The sequence below is a fragment of the Burkholderia sp. 3C genome (genome assembly GCF_054589155.1).
In genome coordinates, this window is record NZ_BAAILN010000112.1 from 84,895 (window position 1) to 104,684 (window position 19,790).

General features: G+C 67.4%; 18 protein-coding genes. 7 read left to right on the top strand and 11 right to left on the bottom strand.

From position 1 onward, the window contains the following. Positions 1 to 2: 2 nt before the first annotated feature. Positions 3 to 611 (bottom strand): fumarate hydratase C-terminal domain-containing protein, encoded by a 609-nt coding sequence (locus ACYP33_RS22895; RefSeq protein WP_459624045.1) that lies wholly within the window; start codon positions 609 to 611, stop codon positions 3 to 5. Continuing rightward, the gene (locus ACYP33_RS22900; RefSeq protein WP_414447975.1) at positions 608 to 1,486 is read right to left on the bottom strand and encodes a fumarate hydratase; all 879 of its coding nucleotides are present in this window, start codon (positions 1,484 to 1,486) and stop codon (positions 608 to 610) included. Before ACYP33_RS22900 ends, ACYP33_RS22895 begins: the two co-directional genes overlap by 4 nt. 154 nt (positions 1,487 to 1,640) lie before the next feature. On the opposite strand from ACYP33_RS22900, the gene ACYP33_RS22905 reads away from it, so the two are divergent. Next, the gene (locus ACYP33_RS22905; RefSeq protein WP_459624046.1) at positions 1,641 to 2,639 is read left to right on the top strand and encodes a ketopantoate reductase family protein; all 999 of its coding nucleotides are present in this window, start codon (positions 1,641 to 1,643) and stop codon (positions 2,637 to 2,639) included. A 39-nt stretch (positions 2,640 to 2,678) separates the two neighbouring features. Here the strand turns inward: ACYP33_RS22905 and ACYP33_RS22910 are convergent, their stop codons facing one another. The 4 genes from ACYP33_RS22910 to ACYP33_RS22925 all read right to left on the bottom strand — a co-directional run bounded on the left by ACYP33_RS22910 (position 2,679) and on the right by ACYP33_RS22925 (position 6,395). Then, the gene (locus ACYP33_RS22910; protein WP_414447973.1) at positions 2,679 to 3,494 is read right to left on the bottom strand and encodes a cupin domain-containing protein; all 816 of its coding nucleotides are present in this window, start codon (positions 3,492 to 3,494) and stop codon (positions 2,679 to 2,681) included. Between the two features lie 24 nt (positions 3,495 to 3,518). Continuing rightward, positions 3,519 to 4,145 carry a flavin reductase family protein gene (locus ACYP33_RS22915; protein ID WP_414447972.1) on the bottom strand — a complete coding sequence of 209 codons (627 nt, stop codon included), beginning with the start codon at positions 4,143 to 4,145 and terminating at the stop codon, positions 3,519 to 3,521. A gap of 29 nt (positions 4,146 to 4,174) precedes the next feature. Continuing rightward, on the bottom strand, positions 4,175 to 5,146 hold the full coding sequence (locus ACYP33_RS22920; protein WP_459624047.1) for an amidohydrolase family protein: 972 nt from the start codon (positions 5,144 to 5,146) through the stop codon (positions 4,175 to 4,177). Between the two features lie 67 nt (positions 5,147 to 5,213). Beyond that, positions 5,214 to 6,395: a porin gene (locus ACYP33_RS22925; RefSeq protein ID WP_459624048.1), complete on the bottom strand. Its 1,182-nt coding sequence runs from the start codon at positions 6,393 to 6,395 to the stop codon at positions 5,214 to 5,216. A gap of 322 nt (positions 6,396 to 6,717) precedes the next feature. Between ACYP33_RS22925 and ACYP33_RS22930 the strand changes: the two genes are divergently transcribed. From ACYP33_RS22930 to ACYP33_RS22945, 4 genes are all read left to right on the top strand, one after another. Beyond that, a complete protein-coding gene (locus tag ACYP33_RS22930) occupies positions 6,718 to 8,037 on the top strand; it encodes an MFS transporter (RefSeq protein ID WP_459624049.1) in 1,320 nt (439 codons plus the stop codon). A 45-nt stretch (positions 8,038 to 8,082) separates the two neighbouring features. Beyond that, positions 8,083 to 8,799, top strand: a complete 717-nt coding sequence (locus ACYP33_RS22935) for an HpcH/HpaI aldolase family protein (protein ID WP_414447968.1) — start codon at positions 8,083 to 8,085, stop codon at positions 8,797 to 8,799. A gap of 108 nt (positions 8,800 to 8,907) precedes the next feature. After that, positions 8,908 to 9,675, top strand: coding sequence for a DNA-binding transcriptional regulator (locus tag ACYP33_RS22940; protein WP_459624050.1), 768 nt, complete (start codon positions 8,908 to 8,910; stop codon positions 9,673 to 9,675). A gap of 310 nt (positions 9,676 to 9,985) precedes the next feature. After that, positions 9,986 to 11,539, top strand: coding sequence for a methyl-accepting chemotaxis protein (locus tag ACYP33_RS22945; RefSeq protein WP_459624051.1), 1,554 nt, complete (start codon positions 9,986 to 9,988; stop codon positions 11,537 to 11,539). Positions 11,540 to 11,582: 43 nt separating this feature from the next. Here the strand turns inward: ACYP33_RS22945 and ACYP33_RS22950 are convergent, their stop codons facing one another. Further along, positions 11,583 to 12,479 carry a hypothetical protein gene (locus ACYP33_RS22950; protein ID WP_459624052.1) on the bottom strand — a complete coding sequence of 299 codons (897 nt, stop codon included), beginning with the start codon at positions 12,477 to 12,479 and terminating at the stop codon, positions 11,583 to 11,585. 259 nt (positions 12,480 to 12,738) lie between these two features. On the opposite strand from ACYP33_RS22950, the gene ACYP33_RS22955 reads away from it, so the two are divergent. Beyond that, on the top strand, positions 12,739 to 14,352 hold the full coding sequence (locus tag ACYP33_RS22955) for a methyl-accepting chemotaxis protein (protein WP_459624053.1): 1,614 nt from the start codon (positions 12,739 to 12,741) through the stop codon (positions 14,350 to 14,352). 142 nt (positions 14,353 to 14,494) lie between these two features. Here the strand turns inward: ACYP33_RS22955 and ACYP33_RS22960 are convergent, their stop codons facing one another. The 3 genes from ACYP33_RS22960 to ACYP33_RS22970 form a co-directional block, all read right to left on the bottom strand. Further along, on the bottom strand, positions 14,495 to 15,460 hold the full coding sequence (locus ACYP33_RS22960; RefSeq protein ID WP_459624054.1) for a 3-hydroxyacyl-CoA dehydrogenase family protein: 966 nt from the start codon (positions 15,458 to 15,460) through the stop codon (positions 14,495 to 14,497). 31 nt (positions 15,461 to 15,491) lie between these two features. Further along, a complete protein-coding gene (locus ACYP33_RS22965; RefSeq protein ID WP_459624055.1) occupies positions 15,492 to 16,805 on the bottom strand; it encodes an MFS transporter in 1,314 nt (437 codons plus the stop codon). An 83-nt stretch (positions 16,806 to 16,888) separates the two neighbouring features. Further along, positions 16,889 to 17,656, bottom strand: a complete 768-nt coding sequence (locus tag ACYP33_RS22970) for a FadR/GntR family transcriptional regulator (RefSeq protein WP_414447963.1) — start codon at positions 17,654 to 17,656, stop codon at positions 16,889 to 16,891. Positions 17,657 to 17,990: 334 nt separating this feature from the next. Between ACYP33_RS22970 and ACYP33_RS22975 the strand changes: the two genes are divergently transcribed. Then, complete coding sequence (locus ACYP33_RS22975; RefSeq protein ID WP_459624056.1) at positions 17,991 to 18,314, top strand: DUF4148 domain-containing protein; 324 nt, start codon at positions 17,991 to 17,993, stop codon at positions 18,312 to 18,314. On the opposite strand, the gene ACYP33_RS22980 is transcribed toward ACYP33_RS22975, so the two are convergent. Next, positions 18,241 to 19,497 carry a multidrug effflux MFS transporter gene (locus ACYP33_RS22980; RefSeq protein WP_414447961.1) on the bottom strand — a complete coding sequence of 419 codons (1,257 nt, stop codon included), beginning with the start codon at positions 19,495 to 19,497 and terminating at the stop codon, positions 18,241 to 18,243. The two genes, ACYP33_RS22975 and ACYP33_RS22980, sit on opposite strands and share 74 nt — an antisense overlap. Positions 19,498 to 19,790: the final 293 nt, after the last annotated feature.

Sequence of the window (19,790 nt, forward strand, 5' to 3'; positions counted from 1 at the left end):
GCTCAACGATGGCCGAGTTTCCCGACGATGTCCGGCATGCGCGCCACGGCCTGCTCGTGCAATTGCGCGTAGAGGCTGTTGCCGCGTGCGTCGATCGCGACCGTCGCCGGCCCCAGTTGCTCGACGTCGAGCGTGAGCAGGCGGAACTGCGAGATGTATTCGGTCCAGTGCATCGCCACCACGCGGCGCAACGCACGCGACAGCAGGTTCAGCCCGCCGCCCGGAAACGACAGGTAGGCGCAGCCGCATTCGCGCAGCGCCGCGGCGCTGGCGTCGTCGAGGCCGCCCTTGCCGCCGACCAGCCGCACGCCGAGGCCGCGAATCAGCGTCGGCATCCACGCGTTGTAGCGCGTGCTGGTGCTCGGATTCAGGTAGAGCGCTTCAGGGCCGTCGGCCGTTTCGTTCACGTAGGTGCTCAGATGAAAGAACGCGCTGCCGTGCAGATCGACCGGCAACGGCGTGCCATTGTCGATCGACTCGGCGAGCCGCTTGTGCGTCGGCAAACCGATGCTCACGGTGATCTCGCCCGACAGCCGCACCATGTCGCCGAGCTGGAGATCGAGCACCTGTTCGGCGCGCAGCGGCAGTGTCAGATCGTGCATGCGACTCATTGCCCGCCCTCCAGGAATTCCACGCGGCCGTCGCCGTGAATGCGCGCGGCCGTGCGGCGGTTGATCCAGCAGTTGAAGCAGACCGCGATCGGCACGAAGCCGTGGCTCGCCGCGTAATCGATATGCACGGCCATCGCGCTGGTGTCGCCGCCGGTGCCCATCGGCCCGAATCCCATCGCATTGACCGCATCGAGCAGGCGTTGCTCCATCTTCGCGAGCGTCGGCTCCGGGTTGGTCTGCCCGAACGGCCGCAGCATCTGCTCCTTCGCGAGACGCGCGGCGTAATCGAACGTGCCGCCGATGCCCACCCCGATCACCAGCGGCAGGCACGGCTGCGAGCCGGCGCGCAACATCGTGTCGAGCACGAAGCGCTCGATCTGATCGTGGGTCGGGTAGACGAACGCCTCGATCGCCTCCCAGCGTCCCGTGCCCATCGCCTTCGGCGAGCACACGATGTCGACGTAGTCGGCGTCGTCGATCAGGTCGAAGCTGACGATCGGCATGTCCTTGCCCGCGTAGCCGCGTTCGTGCGTCAGCGGGTTGGTGACCATCTTGAGGATCGGCGGCGAGATCGACGCCGCCAGGTCGGCAAAGCCGTCGCGGATCGCCGCGCGCACCGGGCCGTCGAATTGCACGCGCGTGCCGACCTTGACGCTGTAGGTGGGAATGCCGACGTCGCTGCACACCAGCGAATCGTCGCGGCGCGCGCCATCGGCGCTTTCGACGAGAATCTTCAGCGTCGCGCGGCCGGTGGGGTGGGTCTCCCGCTCGGACGCCTGTTGCAGGAACGCCCGCGTATCGGCGGGAATCGCCTTGAGCGAGCGCTCGTAGAGTTGCGCGGTGACGCGCCGGACTGTCGCACTGTCAATCGACATCGTCGGTATTCCTCATAAGTGATGCAGTCATGCGGAACGCTCGCGCCATCGGCAGCGGCGGATTCCGCCTGGAGAAAAGCTTGCAGAAAGCGAACTTGCGGCCAAAGGCCTGCGGCGACAATGAGCGAACGCCAACCCACCTGAAACGCTTGCCATGAACGTCCATTCCCACACCGCGCGCCGCATCGCCATCGTCGGCGCAGGCGCGATCGGGGGCCATCTCGCGGCCCGCCTCGCGCTCGCCGGCCATCGCGTGTCCGTGCTCGCGCGCGGCCAAACGCTCGACGCGATCGCCTCGCGCGGCCTGCGCTATACGTGCCCCGGCGAATCCGAACGCAGCGTCGCGGTGAGCGCGTGCGCGCACGCCGCCGAACTGGGCGCGCAAGAACTCGTCGTGATCGCGCTCAAGGCGCACGCGTTGCCCGCGCTCGCCGCGTCGCTCGCACCGCTGATCGGTCCTGACACCATCGTGCTGCCGGTCGGCAACGGCCTGCCGTGGTGGTACTGCCTCGCGCCCGGCCACCCGCTGCATGGGTTGCGGCTGGCGAGCGTCGATCCGCACGGCGGCATCGAAGCGGCGCTGCCGTTCGCCCAGGTGCTCGGCGGCAGCGTCATGGCGTCGTGCAGCGCGCCCGCGCCCGGCGTCGTGCACCATCACAGCGGCGGCCGCATCACGCTCGGCGAGCCGTGCGGCGGTGTCAGCGCGCGCGCCGCCGAGTGGGCCGAAGTCTTCACCGAGGCCGGCCTGCCCACCACCGCGAGCGATGACATCCGGCGCGACCTGTGGATCAAGCTGCTCGGCAACGCATGCTCGAATCCGCTGAGCGTGCTGACCCAGGCGAGCACCGACCGCCTGCTCGACGACGCGCATACGCGTCACGCTTACGAGCAGTTGATGAACGAGTGCCTGGCCATCGGCAAGGCGGCGGGGCTGGCCCTCGATATCGACGTTGCGCAGCGCATCGCGCAAACGCGCGCGCTCGGCGCGGTCAAGACCTCCATGCTGCAAGACCTCGAAGCCGGCCGCGCGCTCGAACTCGACGCGATACTCGGCGCGCCGCTCGAATGCGCGGTGCGGCTCGGCGTCGACGCGCCGCTGATGCGCGCCGTGCTGGCGCTCGCCCGGCTGCGCGCGACGCCCGCCGATGCTTGATGCACGCACGCCGTGGCTTGTCATGATTCGTCTTGCGAATCAATCGCGAACGTAGTCGCCCGCGTTCGCGACCCAGCCCTTGCCGATGAAGTCATGGCGCGGCGGCGAGAACACATCGATCAGCAGATGGCGGCCGTCGCCCACGCCTTCCGTGGTGTGAATCAGTTGCACCGGCACGGTGACCATCGAAGCGGGGCCGGCCGACAGATGCTCGTCGTCGCGCCACGCGTTCGCGTCGGGGCCCCATTGCACCCGCAGGTGATGGATGAAATGCCCTTCGATGGCGAGCGACCCCTGTTCGAAATCCGTGTGACTGTGCGGGCTCAGTTTCGAGCGGTCGCGCGCGTCCTGGTACTCGACCCAGTTGATGCTGAGCGTGTCGGTTTGCAGCATCTTGAGCCGGGGCTTGTCGGCGGGCGGCGTGATGCGGTCGATTTCGATCACCTGCAATTCGCCCGCGCCGTGCGTGCGCCGATAACCGGCTTCGCTGGCGGCGATGCGCGTATCGGGCACCGCGTAATCGGCCGCATTGCACGCGGCATCGGCCGCCAGGTCCGGCCGCGACGACGCGAGCAGCACCGCGCGGCCGCCGTTCGCGGGCCGCACGCTGACCGCGCCCGCCGGCACCACGCAGATGCTGCGCCCCGGCACGGCCTGCACCGGGCCACCGCCGACGCTGACTTCCGCGCCGTCCTCGGGAAGCAGCAGCATCATTTCACGCGGGCTGTTCGCGTCGAACGTCGCGCCGTCGCCTTGCAGCCATTGCACGAAGAAGTTCTGGCCGCGCGCCACAGCACCCGGCGAAAGATCGTAGACGGCGGTGCTGCGCACGCCGGCATCCGTGGAGAGAGTCATGTTGGAATCCTTATTGATCGAATATCAAGCATTGCGCGGGCTCGGGCGGCCCAGTTCGTCGAGTTTGCCGACCGTCGCGTAGCGATTGCCGTCGAGGCGCGTCAGCGGTTCGGCGAGCACGGTGTCGAAGCGGCCGTCCGCGCCCACGAAGCGCTCGTCCAGATGCACGCCCACGATGCGCCCGAACACCACCCGGCTGAAGGTCTCGCCGGGGCCGGTCGGCTCGATGTCCAGAATCTGCAACAGCCGGCACTCCATGCTGGCCGGCGAGGCGGCCACGCGCGGCGGCTTCACCATCACGCTCGGCGCTTTTTCCAGGCCCGCCAGCTCGAACTCGTCGGTGCCGTAGGGCGCGTCGATCGAACTCATGTTCATCGGTTCGCGCAACGCCCATGACACGAGATTCGTCACGAACTCGCCGGTCTCGCGAATGTTCGTGACGGTGTCCTTTTCGTGCCGGTCGGCCGGTGCGTTGCACGAAAACATCACGACGGGCGGCGCCGTCGAGACGAGATTGAAGTGCGAGAACGGCGCGAGATTGACTTGCCCCTGGCTGTTGATCGTACTGATCCAGCCGATCGGACGCGGCGCGACGATGGCATTGAACAGCGTGCGTTTGAAGCCGGGCGTGGTCGCCGGATCGATAAACATTGAGCTCTCCTTGTCCTTTCCGGCCCGCATCACGCGCGCAAGCCGCCCTTCACGAACACGGCCTTGCCGGTTTCGTACAACACCGCATGGCGTTCCGCTTCGGTGAGCAGCGCCGTGGCGTCGAGCATGCGTTGCACCATGTCCTGATAGGTGCCCGACGAGGTGCCGATATCGGAGCCCCACATGATCTTGTGCGCGCCGAACATGTCGACCGCGCTGCGCAGCGCCTGGTCGGCGGGCGTGCCGGTTTCCCGATAGATGTCGAGATTGATCGAGGTGAACTTGAAGTAGATGTTCGGCTCGGCGGCGAGCGGCACGAAGCGTTCGTCGAAACCGAAGTTCTCGTCCTCGGCTTCCGGTTCGAGCATGTGGTCGAGCACCACGCGCAAATTCGGGAAGCGCCGCGCCAGCGCGATGAGGGTCGGCACCGACGGGCCGCCGCCGCCCGCGGCGAGCACTTCGATATCCATGACGATCCCGCGTTCGTTCGCGGCGGCCCAGGTTTCCAGCGCGCGCGGCGATTCCAGCCACGGCATGGTGCCGTCGGGCTCGCGTCCGCCGAACAGGCGCACGCCGGCCAGGCCGTGCCGGTCGACGTAGCGGCGCACCAGCGCGGGCGTGCTTTCGTCCTCGGCATCGAGAATCACGACGGCGGAAAAGAGCTCCGGATGGGCATCCGACGAATCGAGGATGTAGCTGTTGTCGAAACGGTAAACCATGCGCTTCTGCACCGCGACGGCTTCGACCACGCCCGCCTCGCGCATCCACGGCAACATGCGCGAGACATCGGGCACTTCGTTGATCGGATTCGTGCCGTGATGGCCCCCCGGCAGGCCGATCACGCCCGGCAGGCGCGGCGGCGCATTGGGCGAGCGTTTCATCGGATTGCGCGGGTAGCGCGCAAGGTCGTCCGCCACGAGGTGCGCGTGCGAATCGAACAGCTTCACGGTCTGGCCGGATTGGCCGGGCTGGCCGGGCGTTGAGGGTTGCGTGGAACGCATGTCGTCTCCATTCAAATGCAAGGTGCTTCGTCACGCCCGGCCTGGCCGGGCTCTCAAACAGGAACCGCTAGAACATGTGGCGGATGCCGACCGTGAAGCCGGTTTGCGCGTCGCTGGCCGAGGCCGTGGTGCCGAACATGGCGGCCACGGCGCGGTGCCCGGTCGAATCGAAGCCGCCGGCTTTTTCATGCAGCAGCACGGCATAGAGGTCGGTCTGCTTCGACAGCGAGTAGTCTGCGCCGAGATTCCACTGCTGATAGCTCGCACCGCTTTGCCCGTTGAACGAACTGGCGCGGGTATACGCGTAAGCCACGCCGAGCAGCAGCGCCGGTGTCAGCCGGTACTTCAGGTTCGCCTCGCCGGTGTTGAACGTCACGCTCTTGCCGGCTTCGCCGGAGGGCAGGGCGGCACCCGCCACGGCCGTCGCGCCGAGGCCCGCGAACCGGGTATTCGTGTAGATCGCGCCGAGCGTGAACCGGCCGATGTCGTACGACGTGCCCGCGCCGAGCACCTGCTGCGAGCGCGCCGTGGCATAGCCGCTGAAGATCGGGCTCGTAAAGTTGTTCCCGGTCGCGCTGCTGGTGGCGTTGTTGCCGAACAGCGCGTAATTCGGATTCTTCACATACATCCAGGCGGCCGCCATCTTGAACGGCCCCTGCGCGTAGTCGGCGCCGGCCGACATGATCTCGTTGCGCGTCGCGGCGCCCGCGACGCCGCCCAGGCTGTACGTCGCGCCGACCTGCAGGCCGCGATAGCGCGGGCTGACGTACTTGATCGCGTTGTTCGCGCGCTCGGTGCCGTCCACATCGTCGAGCCCGGCCGGGTGATAGCCCCAGCCCGCGCCGCGCGCCGCCCAGTCGGTGCCGGCTTCGAACGGCCCGAGATAGCTCGACAGCGTCAGATACTGGCGGCCCAGCGTGATCGTGCCGAAAGGCGTGCCAAGCCCGACGTAAGCCTGGCGGCCGAACAACAGGCCGGCCTGCAGCGCGCCGGTGGTGGTCGTGAAGCCGTTTTCCAGCGTGAAGACCGCGCGATAGCCGCCGCCGAGATCCTCGCTGCCGGTCAGGCCGAAGCGCGACGCGCTCTCGTTGCCGCCCGCGATGGCGGATTGCGATTTGCCGCCCGCGTTGCTGAGATAGCGATAGCCGGCATCCACGATGCCGTACAGCGTCACGCTGCTCTGGGCGAACGCGCTGCATGCGACGCCGTACGCGGCGGCGCCCACCAACCACGTCATCGATTTCTTCATGATGTCTCCTCCTGTTATGCCGCCCCGTTCACGACGGGCGGTGCGGTAAGCGAGCCGGTGCGCGGTTTGCGGTTTGATGTACGGCCGGTTTTACGCGACGAATATTTTCATGCGCGCCGCGGCGAGCCAAGCGCGTTTCGACAACATTTCGCAGGGCGAAATGTCAGGAGCCGAAAGCCCGGCTCGCCGTTGCCGTGGTGCAGCAGGATTTCGCGGTGCGGAATCGGGGGATTTCACGCTGGTGGCCGAAATGGGCGGCGCGTAGTATTGCCCGCCGTGGGGAGAGCGCGCTGCGCAAACAGAACGCCCCGTTGGAGGAGACATGACTATTTCGCAGGCCGAGACGGCCAAACCCGTGGCCGAGTACGACGAGCGCCTGATCCGGCGAGTCTGGTGGCGGATCATGCCGCTGATCATGGTGACGTATCTGGTGTCGGTCGTCGACAAGATGAACGTCAGCTTCGCGAAGCTGCAGATGGTGCACCAGATCGGCCTGACCGAGACCGCCTACGGCCTTGCGTCGTCGCTGTTCTTTATCGGCTATCTGATCTTCGAAATTCCGAGCGCGCTCGGCGTGCATCGTTTCGGTGCGCCGAAATGGATCTTCCGCATCATGCTGAGTTGGGGGATCGCCACGGTGCTGCTGGCCTATACGAGTTCGGGTTCGATGTTCGCGGCGCTGCGCTTTCTGGTGGGCGCGGCGGAAGCGGGGCTGTATCCGGGCGTGGTCTATTACCTGACCGTGTGGCTGCCGCGCCGTTACCAGGTGCGCGCCGTCGCGCTGCTCACGCTGGGCAGCGCGCTCGGCAACATGCTCGGCTCCGCGTTCGGCGGCCTGCTGCTGTCGCTCGACGGCACGTTCAATCACGCGGGCTGGCAGTGGGTGTTCATCGTGACGGGCGTATTCGCCCTCGTGCTCGCGCCGATCGTGCTGCTGTGCCTGCCGCGCAGCATCGAGACCGCGCGTTTTCTCGAACCCGCCGATCGCAGCCGCCTGGCGAGGATGGTGCTCGACGAAGCGCCTTCCACGAACCATGAAGGCACGGTCCTGAGCGTGCTGGGCGATCGCATCGTGATGGTGTTCGCGCTCGGCTACACGCTGCTGCTGACCTCGCTCTATGGCGTCATCTACTGGCTTCCGACCGTGATTCGCGGCTTCGGCGTGTCCAGCTCGCTCAACGGCTTGCTGACGATGTTGCCGTGGGCGCTGACCTCGGTGCTGTTGCTGACCGTGCCGCGCCGGCTCAAGCGCGACAGCCAGGTGCGCCGGGCGGCCACCACGATCGGCGTGATCGGTTGCGTGGCGTTCTTCGTCAGCATGCTGGTGGACGATCCTGTGTATCGCTATATCGCGCTCGTGCTCGGCACGCCTTGCACTTCGCTGCTGCTGCCGTGCTTCTGGTCGCTGCCGTCGAAATACTTCAGCGGCCGGCGCGCCGCCACCAGCCTCGCCGCCATCAGCAGCATCGGAAACTTCGGCGGCTTTCTCGCGCAGAACGCGATGCCCTGGATCGGCAAGACGCTCGGCCACGCCGGCTACGCGATGCTGCTGCCCGCGCTGTGCCTGCTGCTGCTCGGCGCCACCGCCTACGCGATGGAACGCGCGAGCCGGCGCGGCGCCGTCGCGCCGGCCCTGCGCTGATCGCGGGCTGCGCTTCTTCACCTCTTTTTTCCAGGCCTTATCGTCATGCACGATTCCACGCATCAGATCGGCACGTTCGTCAAAACCGGCGCGCCGCAAATCGTCGAAATCCTCGGCGGAGCCGGCCTACATTTCGCGGTCGTCGACGCCGAGCACGCGCCGTTCGATCGCGCCACGCTCGACATCATGGTGATCGCCGCGCGCTCGGTCGGCTTGCCGCTGTTCGTTCGGATTCCAGACATTCAACCCGCGACCGTCCAGTCCGCGCTCGATCTGGGCGTGTCGGGCCTGCTCGTGCCGCACGTCGATTCCGCGGACGACGCGCGCCGCCTGGTCGCCCGCACCCGCTTCCTGAACGGCGAACGCGGTTTTTCCAGCTCGCCGCGCTTCGCGGGATACGGCTCGATGACGATGAAGAACGCCGTCGAGGCGGGCAACGGCACGGCCGTCATGTGTCAGATCGAGAGTCGCGCCGGTTGCGCGGCCGCGCAGGAGATTGCCGGGGTGGACGGGGTGGCCGGCCTGTTCGTCGGCCGCGCCGATCTCGCACTCTCGTTCGGCCTGACCGATGCGCGCGCGCCCGAAGTCATGCAGGCGACCGTCGACGTGCTCGCCATCACGCGCGCGGCGGGCAAGATCGGCGGCGTCGCGCTCGGCGACGCGCGCGAGCGCGAGGAATTCGCGCGGATGGGGGCGTCGTGGTTCGTGGTCGGCTCGGATCAGTCGCTGCTGCGCAAGGGCGCGCTCGGGCTGATGGCTTGACGGCGCGCGTGCCGGCAAACCGAGATCGTCCGGGCGTTTTCGCGGATAATCCCTCGCTTCATCAAGGCTCGCGCGCGAAAGCTGCCGGGCACACACCGGGTTGACACGATGGCGGAACGCGATTCGTCGATCCGCGCAGTAGAACGGGCCATCACCCTGCTGCGCGCGCTGAACCAGATGCCGATTTCGACGCTCGACGGCCTGCATCAGTCGACGTTGTTGCCGAAGCCGACGCTGGTGCGGCTGCTGCGCACCTTCGAAGAGCTGGGGCTGGTCGCGCGCGGCGCACGGCCCGGCGAATATCGCCTGCTCGATGGCGTCAACGCGCTGAACTCGGGGTATCACCACGTGCCGCGCGTGGTCGAGGTGGCCGGGCCGCTGGTGCGCGCGCTGACCGAGAAGATCAAATGGCCGATCGCCGTCGGCATGCTCGATGTCGATGCGCTGGTGGTGCGCTACAGCACGATTCCGTATTCGCCGCTCTCGTTGCTGCACTCGTCGATCAACATGCGCCTGAGCCTGGTTTCGCGCGCGCTCGGCCGCGCCTATCTCGCGTTCTGCTCGGCCGACGAGCAGGCCATGCTGCTGGAGATCGTGCGCCAGAGCCATCATCCCGAAGATCATCTCGCGCAGGACCGCGAAGCCGTGCAGGCGATGCTCGACGCCACCCGCCAGCGCGGCTATGCGCTGCGCGACGCCACGGTGCGCCCGGTGTCGGGCACGCTCGCGGTGCCGGTGATCGCGAACGATTTCGTGATCGCGTCGATCGGGCTGACGTGGTTTTCGTCGGCGTTGACGGTCGATCTGGTCGTGGAGCGGTATCTCGATCAACTGCGTGATGTGTCGCGGCAGATTTCCGCGCAGTTGCAGGCGTAGTTCGGCCACAACTCGACGCCGGGTTCGCCGGCCCTGATCGTTGCGAGCATGGCGGGAAGAGCGCTCCGTTCGTGCCTCGCAGCGTCGGGCAGGCGCCCCGCCCCGCGCGGGCCGGCCGATATACCGGCCCGCGATTGATCAGATGATTCCCCGCCAAAATCGCGCCCATCAAGGGTTTTCAGCGCATCTCTCAGGGAATTCCCGCCTGCGCCGGCGCGCCGCGTGTGCCGTCAAGACAGGAGCCGGCACGCGCACGCGGCCGGCGAAGACCACACGACGACCAGACGACCCGACGGCGGACATTCATCCCATGCATTCCTTCACCCTGAACCGGAAACTGACGTCGATGATCGGGATCCTCTGGATCGGCCTGCTGCTGATCGCGGGATTCGGCGCGTGGCACGCGCGCCAGACGATGCTCGACGGCCGCCGCGATGCGCTGGCTTCGCTGATCAGCGAGGCCTATGGCGTGGCCGACTATTACTACAAGCAGTCGCAGCAGCATGCGATCAGCGAGGACGAGGCCAAGCACCGCGCGCTCGACGCGATCGGCGCGATGCGCTACGGCAGCGACGGCTATATCTCGATCAACGATTCGCAGCCGGTGATGATCATGCATCCGATCAAGCCCAAGCTGAACGGCACGAATCTGTCGAGCTTCACCGATCCGAACGGCGCGCATTTGTTCGTGGACATCGTCAAGGCCGGCAACGGGCCGGGCGAGGTTGGCTATGTCGGCTACCTGTGGCCGAAGCCCGGCGCCGACGCGCCGGTCGAGAAATCGAGCGTGGTGCGCCGCTTCGCGCCGTGGGACTGGTACATCGTGACCGGCATGTACATGGACGACATCCGCGCGGCGATGATTCACGACGTGCTGCTCTGGCTCGCCGCCTCGGGCGCGCTCGGCATCGTGTCCACCGTGCTGATGGTGTTCGTGCTGCGCAGCGTGCGGCGCAGCCTCGGCGGCAACCTCGAATCGGCCGTCGATACGGCGCGCCGCATCGCGCAGGGCGACCTGACGGCGCACGTCACGCTGCAACGCGACGATCGCGCGAGCCTGCTGCATGCGCTGCACAGCATGCAGGCCGGGCTGATCGACATGGTGTCGCGCGTGCGGCTCGGCACCGAAAACATCAACGTGGGCGCGACCGAGATTTCCGCCGGCAATACCGACCTGTCGCAGCGCACCGAGCAGCAGGCCGCCGCGCTGGTGGAAACCGCATCGAGCATGGACGAGATCACCTCGCACGTGCGGCAGAGCGCCGAGAGCGCCTCGCAGGCCGCCGCGCTGGCGGGCCAGGCGGCCGAGGTGGCGACGCGCGGCAGCGACGTGGTGGGCGACGTGGTGCGCACCATGGACGAGATCACCGACAGCTCGCGCAAGATCGCCGACATCATCGGCGTGATCGACGGCATCGCGTTCCAGACCAACATCCTCGCGCTCAATGCGGCGGTGGAAGCGGCGCGCGCGGGCGAGCAGGGGCGCGGCTTCGCGGTGGTGGCCGCCGAGGTGCGCTCGCTGGCGCAGCGCTCGGCGTCGGCCGCCAAGGAGATCAAATCGCTGATCGACACCTCGACCACCACCGTCGAGCAAGGCGCGACGCTTGTGTCGCGCGCCGGCTCGACGATGCAGGAGATCGTGCAATCGGTGAAGCGCGTCAACGAGATCCTCGGCGAGATCAGCCAGGCCGCGACCGAGCAGAGCACCGGCATCGAGCAGGTCAACCGCGCGGTGGGCGAGATGGATCAGGTCACGCAGCAGAACGCGGCGCTGGTCGAGCAGGCCGCGGCGGCGGCACATTCGTTGAAGGATCAGGCGGAGGTGTTGCGGGAGGCGGTGACGCAGTTCGCGTTGCCGGCGTGAGGGGGCGGGGCGGTCGTGGTGTTGACCGCCTCCGAGCATCACGTCAACGCGGAGCCGGCGCCGGAGCAGCCGCTGCCGGAGCCTTCGGCAGCGCCAGCATCAGCGCGATCAAGCGCTTCTGATCGTCGAGCCCGGCGAGAAACGCCCAGTCGCGGGCCGGCTGGGGCGTCGCGACAAGCGCATTGCGATAGACGCGGGTTGCCTTGCACCAGGCCACGGGCGACATCGTGGCCTGCTTGCCGCTCATCAGCAACGCGAGATCGTTGGCGGCGTCGGGGTTCTGCTTCAGCGCCGCCGCGATCGACGCGGAAACGGCGAGCTGGCCCTGCAGGCGCTGGGCCGGCGTGATTTGCGGTGCGGGTGAGGTTTGCGTTGCCTCGTGCAGCATATGGCTGATCGCATCCAACTGCGCTCGCAGCGCGGCGTCGCTCTCCGAATTCAACGACAGGTAGCGCGCGATTACCGCGATGAGGTTCTTGCTGCCGCCGCAATCGGCCGGCGCATTGTCGATGGCGCGCTGCGAAATGCGCAGCAATTGTTCGCGATCGTCCGGCGAAATGCGTTCCATGCCGTTGAGCATGCCCAAGGCGCGCATCAAGGCCAGCCGGCGCGTGTCGCCGGGGTTGCCCGGGGCGTTCAGGAAGTAGGCCTTGATGGCCGGGTCGGCCACCAAGGCCTCGGCCCATGCCTTCACGATCCTGGCCTTCGACGGATCGAGGCCGGCGCCCAATCCGCTCAATCCGCTCGGGCCACCGGCGCCCGACGGCGGGCCGAGCACGAACGGCACGCCGGCCGACAGCGGCGTGGCCGGAGCAGGGGCGGTGGCGGCAGTCGGCGCTGCGGCCGGCGTTGCCGCATGGGTGGCGGGTTTGTCGAGATGCGCGCATCCGGCCAGGCCTGCCGTCAAGCAGGCGAGAAGCAAGGGGATTGTGTGTTTCATGTCGGTCAAGACGGTTGAACGCTTCGGGCGAAGCCGTGAGACACCGGATTGGCGCGTCGTGCCGCTGTACGTCGCGGGGCCGGATGAGGTGGACGATTCTCTGCTTTTTGGGCAGGCGTGTCGATGCGGCAATCATTTCCGTTCGTCACGAACCGCGCCGCTGCGCCGCCCGCGCGAATCGCACTCAAGCTCCCCACCGGATCTGCCGTAAACCCTGAGCGTTATCCCTAAATAAATCGACGCTCATCCGTCCCCCAAAATGTTCAGCAAAATCAAGGTTTCAACCGGGTTGCTCTGCGTGCTGATCGCATTCTGCGCATTCCAGCTCGTCACGGCCGCGCTCGGGTACTGGGCGCTCACGCGGACTCACGACAACGTCGGTGAACTGTCGAATATCGCCGTGCGGCAAATGAATGCCGTCAACGAGACGACTCAGCAGTTGATGGACGCCCGCATCAATCTCTCGCGCGCCGGCACGCGCATGGTCAAGGGCGGCGGCGAGCCGGCCCAGATCGTGCAGCACGCGCGCGAGCAGCTCGCCGCCGCCGATCAGAGCTTCGCGCGCTACGTGGCCGCGAGCCGCGAGGGCAGCACCTCGGCCAACGCCGCCGCGCTGGCCGATCGCTACGGCAAGCTGCACGGCGCGCTCGGCGAACTCGCGCAGTTCCTCGACGCCAACAACATCCAGGCCTTCCTCGATCAGCCGACGCAAGGCTTTCAGGATGCCTACTTAAAGGAAGTGCACGACTTCGAAGCGTTCGCCGTGACCTCGGGCCGCGCCTCGCTCGACGCGATCGACACGCGCGTGGAGGTGTTCAAGATGGTCGGCGCGGCGATCCTGCTGGTGCTCGCGGTGCTGACCGTGGTGATTCACCTGGGCCTGCGTCGCGGGCTGGTTGCGCCCCTGGAGGAAGCCGGGCGTCACTTCGACCGCATCGCGCAGGGCAAGCTCGACACGCCGATCGGCGCGCGCGGCAGCAACGAAATCGGCCACCTGTTCGCAGGCCTCGCCAACATGCAGGCCAGCGTGGCCGGCACGGTCAAGCTGGTGCGCGAATCGGCCGACGCCATCCACCTGGGCGCGAACGAGATCGCCACCGGCAATGCCGATCTGTCGGCGCGCACCGAGAGCCAGGCGGCGTCGCTGGAGGAAACCGCGTCGAGCATGGAGGAACTGACCTCCACCGTGCGTCAAAACGCCGATCACGCGCGCGAAGCGAACACGCTGGCCGCCAGCGCGCTGAGCGCCACGGCGCAGGGCAGCTCGGTGGTCAATCAGGTGGTCGACAAGATGCACAGCATCGCGCAAAGCTCGGACCGCATTGCCGAGATCATCGCGGTGATCGACGGCATCGCGTTTCAGACCAACATCCTGGCGTTGAACGCGGCCGTGGAAGCGGCGCGCGCGGGCGAGCAGGGGCGCGGCTTCGCGGTGGTGGCGGGCGAGGTGCGCGGGCTCGCGCAGCGCAGCGCGCAATCGGCCAAGGAGATCAAGGCGCTGATCAACGAATCGGTCGAGCTGATTCGCGGCGGCGCGGAGCTGGTGGAAAACGCCGGCGCGGCAATGGGCAACGTGTCCACCACGATCTCGCGCGTGGCGCAGACGATGGAGGAGATCAGCGCGTCGTCGCGCGAGCAGAGCACCGGCATCGAGCAGGTCAACCAGACCGTCACGCAGATGGACGAGATGACCCAGCAGAACGCGGCGCTCGTCGAGCAGGCCGCGGCGGCCGCCGCGTCGCTGCATCAGCAGACCGAGCATCTGAAGGCGGCGGTGTCGGTGTTCGAGGTGTCGGACGCGGTGATGCAGCCGGGCGGTGGGGTGGCGGCGTATGGCGGTGGCGCGATGCGCTTGTCGCCGCGATTGGGTTGAGCGGCGGGGCGGGCGGCGGCTGGAATTTGCTGCGTCCGATCCCGCACTGCCGACGATTCACGGGCCGAGCCCGTATCGCACGCTTCGGCCCGATATCGATCTCACCACATCGGGCGCTTCACCCCAATGCGGCCACACCCGCTCACCCCTCGAACGGCGGCGCGCCCAACGTCTTGCGCAACTGCATCAGGCTTTGATACGCCCGGTTGCGATACGCCGCCAGCGGCTTGGCCGCGTCCGGCGCGATGCCGAGGAAGCCGCCGCCGCTCTTGAGCCCGAAGTCGCCCGCCTCCACGCGCGCCTTGAGGCCGGCCGGCACCGTGAAGCGCGGGCCGTACTGCTTCTCGAGCGACGTATACGACGCCGCGTACACGTCCAGCCCGGCCATGTCGGCGATCGCGAACGGCCCGAACAGCGCGAGCCGGAAGCCAAACGAATTGCTGACCACCTTGTCGACATCCTCGGGCGTCGCCAGCCCTTCCTCGACCACCGCCACGGCTTCCTTGAACAGCGCGAACTGCAGGCGGTTCGCGACGAAGCCGGCCACGTCCGCCACGCGCGCGGTCACCTTGCCCGCTTCCTGCACCAGCGTTTCGGCCGCTTCGAGCATGGCCTCGGGCGTGTCCTTGCCGGGAATGATCTCCACGGCCGGCACGAACGGCGCCGGGTTCATCCAGTGCACGCCGAACAGGCGCTGCGGCGTTTCGAGCGCGCGGGCCATCTCGTGGATCGGGATCGCCGACGTGTTGCTCGCGATGATGCAGTCGGGCCGCACGGCCGCCTCGATGCGCTTGAGCACGCTCAGTTTCAGGTCGAGATTCTCGGGCACGACCTCGGCCACGTAATCGACTTCGTGGCCGACGGCCTCGATCGAATCGGCGGCTACCAGGTGGGTTTCGAGGAGGGCCGTGCTGCCTTCGGGAAACAGCGCGGCCTTCTCGAACGCGGCGCTCTCCTCCAGCAGCCGGGTGCGTGCCTGTTGCGCACGCAACGGGTCGGCGTCGGTCAGGTAGACCTTGCGGCCCGTCAGTGCGAGGCATTGTGCGATGCCGCCGCCCATGTAACCCGTGCCGACAACGGCGATGGTCTTGATGGTGCTTGTCTTCATCGGTCAGATCCGGTGTGTGGGGGGAGAAGCCTTACATGTCGATGTGCGAGCGGTCCGGCATCAGGCGCAGCGCGATGGCCGCGACGATCGCGCCGAACAGCAGGTAGGCGGCCACCGCGTAGCCGCTGCCGTACCAGGCGAGCAGGGCGGTGGCGACCAGCGGCGCGGGGCCGCCTGCCACCACCGAGGCGAGCTGGTAGCCGATGCCGGCGCCCGCGTAGCGGATGTTGGCGGGGAACTGCTCGGCGATCAGCGAGGCCTGCGCGCCGTATTGCAGCGAGTGCGGCAGCATCGACAGCGCGATCGCGAGGAACACCAGCGCGTGGTTGCCGGTGTTGATCAGCGCGAAATACGGGTAGGCCAGCAGCGCGAGCGCGGCGCAGCCGAGGTAATACATGCGGCGGCGGCCGACGCGATCCGACAGGATCGAGAAATACGGCAGCAGGAACATGTCGAGCACGGCCGCGGCCACGGTGCACCACAGCACGAACTGGCGGTCGAGGCCCACCTGGCGCGTGGCGTAGTCGAGCGTGAAGGCGGTGAACACGTAGAACGGCATCTGTTCCGACATGCGCAGGAATGCAGACAATACGATCTCCTTCGGAAACTTGCGGATCGCCTCGCGCACCGGGTTCGCGACCACGTTGCCGGTGCGCTGCTGCCTGGCGAACGCCGGCGTTTCCTGCACCTTCATGCGCACCACCAGGCCCACCACGATCAGCACGAAGCTGGCTAGGAACGGAATGCGCCAGCCCCAGGCGAGAAACGCGTCGCCGGCCACGGCGCTGCCGGCGATCATCGCGACGGTCGACAGGATCAGCCCGACCGAGGTGCCCATTTGCGGCCATGCGCCCGACATGCCGCGCTTCTTCTGGTCGCCCCATTCGATCGACAGCAGCGCCGAGCCGCCCCATTCGCCGCCCACGCCGATCCCCTGCAGCACGCGCAGGATCACCAGCGCGATCGGCCCGATGGCCCCGGCTTGCGCCGACGAAGGCAGGCAGCCCACCAGGAAGGTGGAAAGGCCGGTGATCAGCAACGTGATGACGAGCGTGCGCTTGCGGCCGATGCGATCGCCGAAATGGCCGAAGATCGCGCCGCCGATCGGGCGCACGATGAACGCCACCGCATAGGAAGCAAACGAATAAAGCAGGCCGAGCTGCGGGCTGACGTTCGGAAAGAACACATGCGGGAACACCAACGCGGCCGCCGCGCCGTAAATGTAGTACTCGTACCACTCGATCGACGTGCCGATCAGGCTCGCCAGCGCGGCATTGCGCCGGTGGCGGCGCAATGCGTCATCAGATTGGGAATCCTTAATATTTACGGCGCTTGTCTGGCTCACGGCCTATCTCCTGGTTGATTCGCCGGTTCTCTGCGTAACCGTGCGACGGGGGTACGGGGCGGCGCGCGGCCGCCCCGGGTGTATCAGATCGCGCTGGCGGGCAGGGCCGCGAGCGCTTCGATGCGTTCCTGCAGCGCCGCGCCGTCGGCGGGCGTCATGGTCTGCACCAGGCGGCGCGTCGCGCGCACCATGTGCTCGTGCATCGCGATGCGGGCTTGGCGGCCGTCGCGCGCGACGATCGCTTCGTAGATCGGCACGTGGTCGACATAGGCGGCTTGCGGCGTGGTGGCGCGCGACAGGTTGCGGCCGATCCAGCTCATCGTCAGCGAGCGGATGCCGCGCAGCACGTCGCGCAGCACGGCGTTGTGCGCGGCTTCGGCGATCGCGAAGTGGAACGTCAGGTCGGCCTCGCTGAACGCCTCGCCGCTTTGCGCGTCGCGCATCGCATCGAGCGCGGCCTTGATCGGTTCGAGATCCGCGTCGGTGCGGCGCTGCGCGGCCAGATCCACCAGCAGCATCTCGATGTGCCAGCGCGCCTCGACGAATTCGGTGATGTCCTTGGTGCCGAACAGCAGCGCCCATTCGACCGTCTTGAACAGCGCGCTCGGGTCATTGCCCTTGAAATAGCAGCCGCTGCTTTGCCGCACGTCGAGCACGCCGCGCGATTCGAGCAGCTTGACGGCCTCGCGCACCGACGAACGGGCGATGCCCAGTTGCTCGGACAGGCGCGTGACCGACGGAATCCGGTCGCCCGGCTCGACCGCGCCCGACAACAGGAAGTCGAGCAGGCGCTGGGCGATCCGTTCGACGGTCGATTCCGCGCGCACGCTGTCCAGTTTCGTCAATTCCATCGTCGCAGTCTTCATGGTCGGGCGGGCTTCGCTGGGTTCGGGATCGTTATCAGTTCAACCGGTCAACCGTTCGAACGGTTGACCGGTTTGCGAAGAATCGCACCACGGCCGGTGCGGCACAAGTCAGGGAAAACCAGGGGAGGGCGAAGCAATCGGCCGGCGGGCGCGGGGTTTTGTCGCGTTCTGTGTCGGCGGGCTCGCCGGAAAAACTGGCTTGCACGGCGTGGCTCGCCCGGAAACATCCGGGATACATCGGGCGGTTCAAATGCAGTCATGCCGGCGACGCACGAAACGCGACGCGGCACCGAACCCCACCCGATCCAGGAGAACACTGATGAATGCCGCCCGATTGCTCGCCGTTGCCGCGCTGCTTGCCGCCCCCGCCCTGTCGTTTGCCGCCGCGCCCCAGGCGCCGACCCGCGCCGATGTGCGCGCCGATCTGGTTCGCGTCGAACGGGCCGGCTATCAGCCGATCAGCGGCGACGCGCAATATCCGGCCGATCTGGAGGCCGCGCTCGTGCAGGTCCGCAGCGACCAGAACAGCGTGTCGCTGTCGCAGGCCGATGCGGATCGCGCCGCGCCGCTCAGGCCGCTTCGCTCGACCGGCTGGCGACCGTGGCCGGCTTGCTTTGCGCGAGGTAGCGCAGCAGCTTCCTGACCATCACCACCACGATCCCCGCGAGGATCACGAAGAACAGCGCGAGCGGCGTGAGCGTGTGGATCGACACGAAGCCGGCCAGGCCCATCATCAGCGACGACACCAGCAGCAGCGCGCAGCCGAGCAGCGCGCTGGTCAGCCCGGCGATGTGCGGGAACAGCGAATTGCCCTTGGCCATCAGCGTGGGGTACATCGCGCCGGCGCAGAAGCCCATCACCAGCACCGGCACGGCCAGCGTCCACACTTGCAGGCCGACGGTCAGCGCCAGCAGCAGCATCGCCACCGAAGCGCCGGCCATGGTGTAGGCACCCATCCGCACGCGCTGTTCCGAGGTCGGCAGCGCCGCGCTGTGGATGCGGTTCGACAGGCCGCCGCAGAAATACATCGCGCCGATGCCGAGCGCGAGGTAGCCGAAGTAGGTCGGCGGCTTGTGCAGCGTGGTCTGCACCATGAACGGCCCGACGATGTTGAAAACCAGCAGGATGCTGTAGCACACGCCCTGGGCGAGGAAGCAACAGCGGAACACTGGGCTCGACAGCACCTTGCCGGTATTGGCGATCAGCGTGCGCACCTCGAGCCTGACCGGCTTCGGCAGCGTCTCCTTGTAGCGAGACAGCACGGCCCACATGATCAGCGAATAGAGCAGCAGGAACACCAGGCAGGCCTTCCAGCCGAACCATTCCTGCAAGTGCGCGCCGATCACCGGCGCGATGATCGGCGCGAGCCCCCAGGCGGTGGCCATGTAGGTGAACGCGTGGACCAGCGCCTGGCCCTTGAACGTATCGGTGATGATCGCCTTGGCGAGCAGGTTGGTGGTGGCGATGCCGAAGCCTTGCAGGCAGCGCGCCAGCACGAAGGTTTCGAGGTTCGGCGCGCCGAGCGAGAGCACGCAGCCGATCGTGTAGATGATCAGGCCGAACGCGAGCACGGGCTTGCGGCCGTAGGCGTCGGCCACCGGCCCGAAGATCAGTTGGCCGAGCGCGAACGCGACCATGTAGCCCGACACGCTCGACTGGATCGCCTGCGGCGAGGCGCCGAACGCATGCGCCATGGCCGGCAGCGCGGGCACGTAGATATCGATCGCCAGTTGTCCGGCGGACGCCAGCAGGCAGATCAGGCACAGCAGGAAGCGCGGCGAATTGACGGCGCGTTCGGCGGGACGGCTCGGGGTTTCGTTGTTCATGACGGCATCGTGAGGGCGGGACCGGCGGGGCGCCGAGGCGGTTCGATATCCGAACGGCTTCGGCGCGAATGTCGCCGGGGCGTATTGTGCCTGTCGTTTCGAAACTCGATACGAATCCCCATTGCGAACCCGGGGTCGCGCGTGCTTGGCACGGTCGAATCGCAAGCCAAACGAAATATTCGGAATGAAAACGCGGAATGAAAAACGCGGGCGGGACCGGCGGCGGCTCGAAAGCCGCCGCCGGCGAGCGAGGCGGGGCGGCGCGCTTTAGCGGCCGGTTTCCTTCAGGTACT